This is a genomic window from Neobacillus novalis NBRC 102450 (assembly GCF_001591805.1).
In the GTDB taxonomy this organism is placed as follows: Bacteria; Bacillota; Bacilli; order Bacillales; family Cytobacillaceae; genus Neobacillus; species Neobacillus novalis.
On record NZ_BCVP01000069.1, the window covers coordinates 1 to 9,840 of the forward strand.

Here is a 9,840-nt window from a genome sequence, read left to right on the forward strand (position 1 = left end):
ACTTAATAAATAATACAACAAATATAAAAAGGGTTAGTCCCCACTGCTTACCGCATAGGAGACCGACCCTTAAACTATTTCGCCTTAATTAACAGGTGAAAACGATATTATAAAAACGATCCTTTTTCGACACCAACTATAGGATTAATCATTGCAATGGACATATCACTTTAATTTTCCTTTTTAGAGAATTGACTAACGATACGGCTCAAGGCCTCGTTGATTGGGGTAGCTGGACGACCAAGGAGTTTTTCAAAATCACTGCTTTCAAAATCTAGTGAACCTTCTCGAATGCTTCTTTGTATGTCAACAAGCAAAGGAATAATGAAATCAGGTACGCCTGCACCCTTCATAATATCGGCATAAGTCGCGTCATCAACCTGTTGCATGGGTACTTCTTTCTCCAGTACAGTTCCAAGAGCAGATACTAATTCTTCCTGAGTCAATACCTTACCAGAAAGCTCATAGATTGTATTTTCGTGCCCGTTTCCAGATAGTACCGCTGCCGCAGCTTCTGCATAATCTTGTTGTAGGGCCCAGCCTACCTTGCCGTTACCTGCTGAAGTGATCCAGGGAGCTCCTGCACTGACAGCTTGAATGCTTGAAATTTCATTTTCCAGGTACCAGTTATTACGTAAGAAAGAGTAAGGAATTCCTGTTTTCAAGATTGCTTTTTCTGTTGCCTGATGTGTAGGAGCGAATAGGTTATTACTTTCCTGTGCATTTGCTAAACTGGTATATGCAATGAATTTAACCCCTTCACGCTCTGCCGCAGATACTGCATTGGCATGCTGCCGAATTCTTGTGTCATTGTCTCCATCCGCAGATATAATTAACAAGCGATCAATACCTGCAAATGCGGAATCCAATGTTTCTGGATTATCAAAATCTCCTTGCCGGACTTCTACGCCACGAGCCCGTAATCCTTCCGCTTTCTCTGGTTTACGAACACTGACAGCCAGTTGATTGGCTGGTACAGTCTTCAATAGTGTCTCTACTACTTTGGTGCCAAATTTCCCTGTTGCTCCTGTTACTAACATTTTCATTATCTTATTCCTCCAATAAATGATTTGTTGGGTTCTTTGTGTTACAATAATTCCAGATAAATTGTAATCAATTTGATTACCTGTAACCATAATAGTTACATTAGTGGTTTTTGTCAATCATTCTAATTAACAATTTTTTGATAGTATACCCAAGCTTTAGAGTATAATAAGGCTGAAATCATTATAATTACATTTCAGTGAATTTATGATAAAACATGCAAGGAAGGTGAATAAATGATGTCTATCAGCAGCCGATTTGCTGTAGGAATTCATATATTATCTCTTATTGAGTTTAATAAGGACGGGATAAGCTCATCCGAGTATTTAGCAGAAAGTGTAAACACAAATCCTGCTTTAATAAGAAAAATTATCGGAATGCTAAAGAAAGCTGGGTTAGTTGAAGTACATCCCGGTATTGCAGGTACGAAGCTTGCTCGGCAATTATCTGATATTACATTGCTTGACGTATATAAGGCAGTTAATGTCGTACAGAAACATGAATTGTTCAGTGTTCACGAAAATTCAAATATAAAATGTGTGGTAGGCAGGAATATTCAAGATACAATCATCCCGATCTTATCCACTGCTCAATCAGCGCTGGAAAAAGTGCTAGAAAATGTAACGATTGAAGATATTGTGAAGGATATTACTGAAAAAGAGAATTTGGATAAAAGACATTCTTAAAGATGGTGCCAGGTACACTCCAAAGTTTGAAGGAATTTGTCGAGGTAATAAAGAGGAAAAAAGGAACCGTTCATACAATCTTGCATGAACGGTTCCTCGTAGGGCCTATTTAAGATATTCATAATAATCTTGAGAATGATAGCTTCTAAATCCGCATGATTCATAGAGTCCCAGTGCATGGGCATTTTTGGCCTCTACCTCGAGAAAAATAGACAAGCCTTTTTGATCCGCCATTTTTACCACTTTTGATAAAGTCTTTCTCCCGATCCCTTTCCCGCGGAGTTCGGGGAAAATAGCAAAACCATAAATCCATGCTTCGCCATTCTTTTCGGAAACGCGCATTTTCCCGGCCGTTTTTCCATTTGCTTCAATAATGAATCGTTGATCACTATCGATTTCTCTGATCGTCTGATGATACTCACGCGCCTCTTCTTCACTAAAACCAAATCCTGAGACTTCCAGTTGAATTTCCGCTTCCCGATCATCAGTTGATATAGATGGTCTAAGCGTAACTTCCGGATCCTCAGTCAATTCTGTTTTCTGCCATTTCATTTGATATTCTGCAACTGAAAATTTACACGGAATCGTTTTTAAAAATTCCTTTGCCGTTTGCGATTCTGTTGGAGCGTTTAACAAAATCGTCTCGATATTTTGGTTCTTCGCCTCCTCGATTCCCATTTCCAGTAGTCTAGAAAATATTCCTCTTCTTCGGTATTCCGGGTGTACCATTCCACAAAGCTCGACCTTAATTCCAAAACCATAGCTTCCCAGAAAACCCACAAGCCGGCCATCTTCATAATGGAAGAAGTCTTCCGTTTTATTTTCCACCCGGTTTTTAAGCATCTCAAAATTCAGTTTCAGCTCAAACCCGCCCTCGTTCTCACAAACCTCTTGAAGAACCTTTATTTCATTTAATTGTATACTTGTTAACATTCTGATCACCCCCGTTAAATCCACCTATTCTTATTCTAGACACAACCCTGTTTTTCCTTCTTTTTCGGACAGGGGGACAGGCACAGTGTACCATTTACCTCTTTAAGAATGATATTGCGACACGTTGCCTGTCCCTGTGTCCCTGCTTATTATATTTAAACTTAAACAAAGTTGCAGTAGTTCGTTTGCATACTCTGGAAAAAATTCTCCTGTTTCATATTCCGTCAGGTAAAGTAGTTCTTTCACTGTTCGCTGCCCATCCATCCAATAAAAAAGGAAGTCTGCATATCCAAGTGGTACGGTCGGCTCCATTTCTTTTAACCAATGATACCTCTCTTGCAAAGATAACTGTTTAATTTCATCCGCCAAACGAATCGGGGCTTTATAATTTCTCCGGTAAATGGCATTCATCCAATCTTGTGACACTTCCTGATTTGCCAGTATTGGCTGAAACTCTTTCCCGGCAATTTCCGAAACAATCTCGGCCTGCTTAAGAATCAGTTCCTTCATTTGACCAATAACCTCTTGTAAACTACTAAAATTTCGAAGTTTAGCATATGAATCTAATTGCGATAAGGAATCCTCTTCATATTTTATATAGAGGGAAAAGGCATTTCTAAATTGCTCCTCAGATAGTTTTCTTTTTAATAGCCATTCTTTTGCATCACTAAGATGAGTACCGACTTTTCCCAAATGGTGCAATGTATAGGAAAGCCAATCAGACTCTTCTCCATTTGCCAAACCATAACCATATAAAGCAGTTACTGTTCCAACAAGCCTCATCATGTTCTCATCGAGATTATTAGTAGAGTCATCTGTTGTATGGTAATGCTTATCAGGCCATTGAATGACCATTGGACATGGAATCCCAATCGCAAGATCAGAAATAATATAATGATCGCTTCCCCCGGAAAAACGCGTCTTCACATAGTGCACCGTGCTATATTCAGTTGTGCCTGTAAAATTCGATGTATTGTTAGCAATCTCTTCAACTAATTTATACGCAAACCTGTCAACAAATGTCGGCAGCGCCATTGGTGGTTGTTCAATACATAAAGGACCGCCGCCTTTCGTTTGGTCAGCCCCTACCATATCCAAATTCAAGGCTGCTACTGTAAGTGGAATTCGTTCAGGATGCTGGTGAAAATAAGCACACGTTCCCGTCATTTCAGGCATCATTAAAAATCTGATACCAAGCTCTGGTTTAGGTAATCTTCCTTCATTTATTAATCGGGTTAACGTTCGCATCACTTCCATTAATGTCCCTGGTCCGGAAGCATTGTCTTGCCCTCCAGGATAGGGGTGACATAGATGACTGACAAGTAAGATTTCCTTCTCACTTTTACCTGGAATAAGATATTCAATATTTTCAAATTGCCCATCTTCCAAATCAGCTTTCACAAAGGCTTTTAATTGGACAGGTTGTTTTTTCGAAAGACTTCTAAGCTCTTCCCCGATCCTTGGCGAAACTACAAAACCAAAGGATTTCACTTCCTCTTCACAGTTCCACCAATATGACGTATATTGCCTTGTATCCGGTAAATCCATCCGGGTACGGATTGGTTTAAATTCTGTAAGATTATCAAAAATAAGACCTGCACATTTATATTTCTCGACTGCTAACGCATGAATGATAGAAACATTTCCTCTTACTAACGCCATTTTCCCCTCAAGATTAAGCCCCTCATAACTGCTTTCTTCTTCTGCATTTTCGATGACAACCAATTCTGCCTCAATTCCGTCTTCCGGTGTTGAAATACTTCGTTGAACGACGGAGATTTCTTCCTCATTAAAGCGGGCAATTCGTTTTCGAAACGGGGCCTCAATCCAAAGTTCCGCTCCTTCACATTTCCATTCCTGAAAAGAGAAATGTGATAAGAATCGCTCTCCGAATTGCGCGGGATAAGATACAATTTCCGTATTCACTCCATCTCTTTCCAACATCTGAATGACTTCATGAGCAGCTTGTCGATATCCCAGTGTGGCTTGAATTCGATGATATTGGGCAATTCGATCTGCATATCGAAAGGCTTGCCTGCCTGACAGTTCTTCCTCAATCACTTTTTTCCAATTGTTGAACATGTAATCCCCTCCATTCTCTTTTCTTCTTTTATTCTTTTTTTCCAAATGAAAACCTTTATTTTTGAAAAATTAACGCACCTTAACGATTTGATAACATGAAAAAACAATCCTTTCGTGTTGTTTTATCGTTCTGCCTTTGCTAATGCCCGTTCGATTATTTCATCAATTGAGCCCTTCCCATAATATAAAACACGATAAACTTTGTTATGTTTTCTTGCAATAAAAGCTGCATTAAAATTCCCTTGGCTAAGCCACAATTCATCAAATTTACTTTCTGGTACCTTCACATAATTTTCAGCGTAATACGTGTGTTTTTCTTTTAAATCTTGGACAAACTTTTTGGCAAGCCATTCACTTCGTACTTCATATCCAAAAGACGAAATCGATGGGCTATAGATATCGCTGTTGTCCTCCCACGTTTCGCCCGGCACTTCCACCATTTGTTCTAATTGGTATTGTCTAGGGACTAGGAAACTTGAATTCTCTTTAAAATAGCTTAACCCTTCCTCATCAATATAGGTAAAATCATCGATAAAATCGGCCATTTGCACAATAGGCAGTTCCGTCTTTGGTATTGCAGGAAATCTATCTTCCTGCAATGAATTCATCAAATTTAAAAAAACGGTTAGCACCCAAAGGGAAAGAATGAAAATAACAGTTATTCCAACTACTTTATTGCGTTTGATTTTTCTATGATAGCTCTTTTCATGTTCAAGCAGGCTCCCCGACTTTAACCTTTTCATCAATTTAGACATATGAATCATCCCATTGACCATCGTGATACTAATGGACATATATGCGATTATCAACACGATTGTCTCTATGAACTTATCATTTAGATAATTGCCTACAGGGTCAATCTGATGTGCTCCAACAATTAACATCAGGGTAATAACAGATAACAGGAGAGTAAGTATCCCTCTTTTCGTTATATCTTGTTTTAGAATCGATAATGTTGCAGCTTGTTCGATGGGATCCGTATGAATCTCCAGCGAATTGTCCCCTTTCATGTCTCTGAATACTTGGATGAATCCACGTGTAGCTATATGCTCCCAGCCTGATTGTTTGTAAAATTCAATCCGATTATTCTCGGACTTGTCATTTAATTTGAATACATCACAACGATAGTTCACTTTTTGAGGTTCGCATTTTTCAAATTCCGCCATCCATTTGCTAATTCCAATAAGTTTCCATCCTTGTAAAGACATATGAGAAAACCATGCCTCTTGTTCCTCAATATCCCAGGCATCTAGCCACAGCATTTTCCTTTTCAACTTATTTTCCATTAGAATCTCCGTTTCCAAGTAAGGGTTTTCCATCGTCTACCATACAAGTAAGTCTTTGATGTTCATGCTTTAAAGCTTCCCGCCCATTTTCAGTAATGTGATAGATTTTTCTTCTTCCATCTAATTCATCTAAAACAATAAAGTTTTCCTGCTGCATTCGTTTCAAAATACCATAGAGAGTTCCTGGGCCCATGATAATTCGTCCGTTAGAAACTTTTTTAACCTCATCCATAACTGCATATCCATGCAATGGATTATATAAAGCAAGCAGCACATAATACATTGCCTCAGTCATTGGAGCCCTTTGGTCATTTGCCACTTTTTTTCACCTTCTATTTTAACTAATATTATGCCTTACGATATATCGCATAACATAATAATACCTATGATTCCACAAATTGTAAACAGTGATATTGCTGCCCCCTGTGCCCCACTAGCCCTTTTTTCAGCAAAAGACAAGAAAATTGTCAGATTATTTATGTTTTCAAATATAATAAAAGTGTATATGATTATAACTATCTCATTGGAAGGAGTGGATACCTATAAAGAAATTAAAAACCCTTTCCATTCCATTACTCCTTGCCTTCCTTGCTTTTAACTTTTTACACTTTTCAAACACGATTCCGCGCTCACATCCTGAAATTAAAGCAATCATCAATCTTGATGATTCGGTGGCGAAGTCGCAATCGGACGATGAGAAAAAGCAGCCAATCGACCTGCAGATTCTCTTTGGACTTACCTTGGTCCTACTAACAGCAGTGATTCCACTCATTAATTTGTCTTCAAAGTTTGACAGAAAGCATATTTTTCTTTTCGCCATTTTTTATCAATCGAATTATGTGATCCTCCCTCCCGAATATTTAGAAAACTAAATAAAAGGGAGGAAGTTAATATGTGGATCCGTTTCGTAATGATTGGGTTATTTTCAATATCAGCTGTAGGAATGTTTGCCTACCAGGGTATCGAAATATTCCATGCCTTTATGGATTACTTTAAGCAAAAATAACGTAATTGGCAGGCCTAAGGGTGAAAACGTCCTCTTTTGGGTCTGCTTTTCGTTTATTCTAAGGCTGTTTTTGTAAACATTATTGTTATTAATCAAGAGGAAACTTATCTGAGATGTAGAATCACACAAAAATGCGTGATTTTCAGGGACTTTTTTTGGTTCTACGCTTCTATCGGCGAATACGGCGAGTCTATCGGCGAATTTTGAGATTCAATCAGCGAATTTGGCAAGTCTATCAGCGAATTTTGGGATTCTATCGGCGAATTTTTAAAAGCAACAATTTTTATAAAAAATAAGCCTAACATAAAAAAGACGTCCTAAATCTTAGGACGCCCCACAAATTATTATTCTTTCATTGCCGCAACTTTATCTTTCACTTCTTGAATGTTTTTCATCTTGTTATCCCAGCATTTTTGGCTCAGGTCAAGAGGGTAATCTTCCGGATTCATGAGCCGCTTGTACTCGTCCCATAATGCATCGAGATTCTGCTTCAGATACTCGCGGGATTCCTCTAAGCAAGGAATTTCATAAACGAGCTCTCCGCCAGTAAAAATATCCTCATGAAGCTCTTTTGCCGTAAAGTTTGTAACCACCTTGTTAATGTAGGTATGGGTTGGGTGGAACATTCTTAACTTCTTTTCCGGGAGCTTTTCATCCTCCAGCGCAATGTAATCACCTTCGGCATGGTGGTTGGTATTATTGATAATCCGGTACACCTTCTTCATCCCCGGAGTCGTCACTTTTTCCGGATTAGAGGAAATTTTAATCGTATCTTCCATATGGCCGTTCTCTTCTTCAATCGTGACAATTTTATAAACAGCACCGAGGGCAGCCTGATCGTAAGCAGTAATCAGCTTCGTGCCGATACCCCAGCTATCGATTTTGGCTCCCTGTGCTTTTAAGTTAATAATCGTGTGTTCATCCAAATCACTTGAGGCATAAATTTTTGCCTCTGTAAAACCGGCTTTATCGAGCAATTTGCGCGCTTCCTTCGAAAGATAAGCAAGGTCACCGCTGTCGAGGCGAATTCCAATAAAATTAATCTTATCTCCCAGTTCCTTCGCCACTTTGATCGCATTTGGCACGCCGAGGCGGAGGGTATCATACGTGTCTACTAAAAAGACACAGTCTTTATGTGATTCCGCATATTTATGAAATGCTGTGTATTCATCTTTATAGGCTTGGACCATCGAATGCGCATGGGTTCCAGCAACAGGAATGCCAAACATTTTACCTGCCCTTACATTGCTGGTTGCTTCAAAGCCGGCAAGATATGCAGCTCTCGTGCCCCAAATAGCAGCGTCCATTTCTTGAGCCCGTCTTGTCCCAAACTCCATCGCCACTTCATTGCCAACCACTTGCTTGATGCGTGACGCCTTTGTCGCAATTAATGTTTGGTAATTCACAATGTTGAGCAAGGCTGTTTCAATTAACTGCGCCTCAGCCAAGGGTGCATCAACCCGTATAATCGGCTCATTCCCAAAAACGAGCTCGCCCTCTTTCATAGAACGAATCGATCCAGTGAACCGTAATTCTTTAAGGTAGGCTAAAAAATCTTCCTTATAGCCTACTTCATTTTTCAAATACTCAAGATCTTCTTCACTAAAACGGAAGCCTTGAATAAACTGAATGACCTTTTCTAGGCCTGCAAAAACAGCATAGCCATTGCCAAAAGGAAGTTTGCGGAAAAATAATTCGAAGACCGCGCGTTTATTATGTATCCCATCTCTCCAATATGTCTCTGTCATATTGATCTGATATAGATCCGTATGCAAAGTTAAACTATCATCATGATAAATGTGTTTCATAATCGCCCTCCGGAGTACTATTACAGCTTTTCACCATTAAAAATAATAATACCATTAAAAAGACTAGATAACCATAGCACCGAGCGATTGTTCAAAATGTCCGAGGGCCCATTCATGACCTGCCGGATTAAATGATGCGACAGCATCCTTATAGACAACAATTTTAAAGCCTTTATTATACGCATCAACGGCTGTATGCAGAACACAAATGTCGGTGCAGACACCAACAAGGTGAACCTCGGTAATGCCTCGCTCACGTAATTTGATTTCAAGGTCCGTTCCGGCAAACGCGGAGTATCTTGTTTTATCCATATAAGCAACATTTTCACGATGTTTATTTTCAGAGTAAACCTGTTGTAATGCGCCAAACAGGTCTCTTCCAGCAGTGCCGCGTAGATTATGCGGCGGGAACAGCTTCGTTTCCGGATGATACTCATCACCTTGATCATGAACATCGATGGCAAAAACAAGATAATCGCCATTCTCAATAAATTCTTTTGTCAGTTGGGCGATTTTCCCTTCAATCGCCTGCCCCGGCTTACCACATGTTAACGCCCCGGCATCCGCCACAAAGTCATACGTATAGTCAATATTGATTAATGCCTTGTTTACCATTACCCCTTCACTCCTCCTACTGTCTTGACTGATGTCTTTAATTCATTATACATACTATTCATGAACGCTGAAAGCGAAATCTCTTTAAATAAGGCTCTGTTATTATTCATTGTTGATTTTCTTGGAGGTATGAACATTCATAAGCGGAGAATTTCCGGCTAATGTCTATAGAGGAAGCTTAAGAAGCCAATATAAGCGGAGATATTCCGATTAACTGCTCTAAATTAGGCAAAATCCAACGATTTGGATCATATAAACGAAAAAACTCCCTTTATTTTTAAGTAAATATGGGTATTTCCCAATTTAAACGGAATTCTTCCGTTTATTTTTCAAACACAGTGAAATCAACATTCAGTTATAACAGTGCCTTTAATAAAAAA

The 9,840-nt window shown here is 39.1% G+C and carries 9 protein-coding genes; 2 read left to right on the forward strand and 7 right to left on the reverse strand.

Going from position 1 to position 9,840, the window contains the following annotated elements:
- Window positions 1-170 precede the first annotated feature (170 nt).
- Window positions 171-1,046 carry an SDR family oxidoreductase gene (locus BANVL01_RS25880; RefSeq protein WP_066095630.1) on the reverse strand — a complete coding sequence of 292 codons (876 nt, stop codon included), beginning with the start codon at window positions 1,044-1,046 and terminating at the stop codon, window positions 171-173.
- A 237-nt stretch (window positions 1,047-1,283) separates the two neighbouring features.
- Here BANVL01_RS25880 and BANVL01_RS25885 point away from each other — a divergent pair, with 237 nt between their 5' ends.
- Window positions 1,284-1,730, forward strand: a complete 447-nt coding sequence (locus tag BANVL01_RS25885) for an Rrf2 family transcriptional regulator (RefSeq protein ID WP_066097216.1) — start codon at window positions 1,284-1,286, stop codon at window positions 1,728-1,730.
- A 105-nt stretch (window positions 1,731-1,835) separates the two neighbouring features.
- Here the strand turns inward: BANVL01_RS25885 and BANVL01_RS25890 are convergent, their stop codons facing one another.
- The 4 genes from BANVL01_RS25890 to BANVL01_RS25905 all read right to left on the reverse strand — a co-directional run bounded on the left by BANVL01_RS25890 (window position 1,836) and on the right by BANVL01_RS25905 (window position 6,326).
- Window positions 1,836-2,663: a GNAT family N-acetyltransferase gene (locus tag BANVL01_RS25890; RefSeq protein ID WP_066095627.1), complete on the reverse strand. Its 828-nt coding sequence runs from the start codon at window positions 2,661-2,663 to the stop codon at window positions 1,836-1,838.
- A gap of 102 nt (window positions 2,664-2,765) precedes the next feature.
- The gene (locus BANVL01_RS25895) at window positions 2,766-4,745 is read right to left on the reverse strand and encodes a DUF4910 domain-containing protein (RefSeq protein WP_066095624.1); all 1,980 of its coding nucleotides are present in this window, start codon (window positions 4,743-4,745) and stop codon (window positions 2,766-2,768) included.
- 122 nt (window positions 4,746-4,867) lie between these two features.
- Entirely contained in the window at window positions 4,868-6,007 is a 1,140-nt protein-coding gene (locus tag BANVL01_RS25900; RefSeq protein WP_169803226.1) for a DUF2812 domain-containing protein, read from the reverse strand.
- Window positions 6,008-6,020: 13 nt separating this feature from the next.
- On the reverse strand, window positions 6,021-6,326 hold the full coding sequence (locus BANVL01_RS25905; protein ID WP_066097214.1) for a PadR family transcriptional regulator: 306 nt from the start codon (window positions 6,324-6,326) through the stop codon (window positions 6,021-6,023).
- Window positions 6,327-6,702: 376 nt separating this feature from the next.
- On the opposite strand from BANVL01_RS25905, the gene BANVL01_RS27950 reads away from it, so the two are divergent.
- Window positions 6,703-6,903 (forward strand): hypothetical protein, encoded by a 201-nt coding sequence (locus tag BANVL01_RS27950; RefSeq protein WP_156487476.1) that lies wholly within the window; start codon window positions 6,703-6,705, stop codon window positions 6,901-6,903.
- 478 nt (window positions 6,904-7,381) lie between these two features.
- Here the strand turns inward: BANVL01_RS27950 and BANVL01_RS25910 are convergent, their stop codons facing one another.
- A complete protein-coding gene (locus BANVL01_RS25910) occupies window positions 7,382-8,845 on the reverse strand; it encodes a nicotinate phosphoribosyltransferase (protein ID WP_066095618.1) in 1,464 nt (487 codons plus the stop codon).
- Window positions 8,846-8,908: 63 nt separating this feature from the next.
- The gene (locus tag BANVL01_RS25915) at window positions 8,909-9,460 is read right to left on the reverse strand and encodes a cysteine hydrolase family protein (RefSeq protein ID WP_066095617.1); all 552 of its coding nucleotides are present in this window, start codon (window positions 9,458-9,460) and stop codon (window positions 8,909-8,911) included.
- Window positions 9,461-9,840 lie beyond the last annotated feature (380 nt).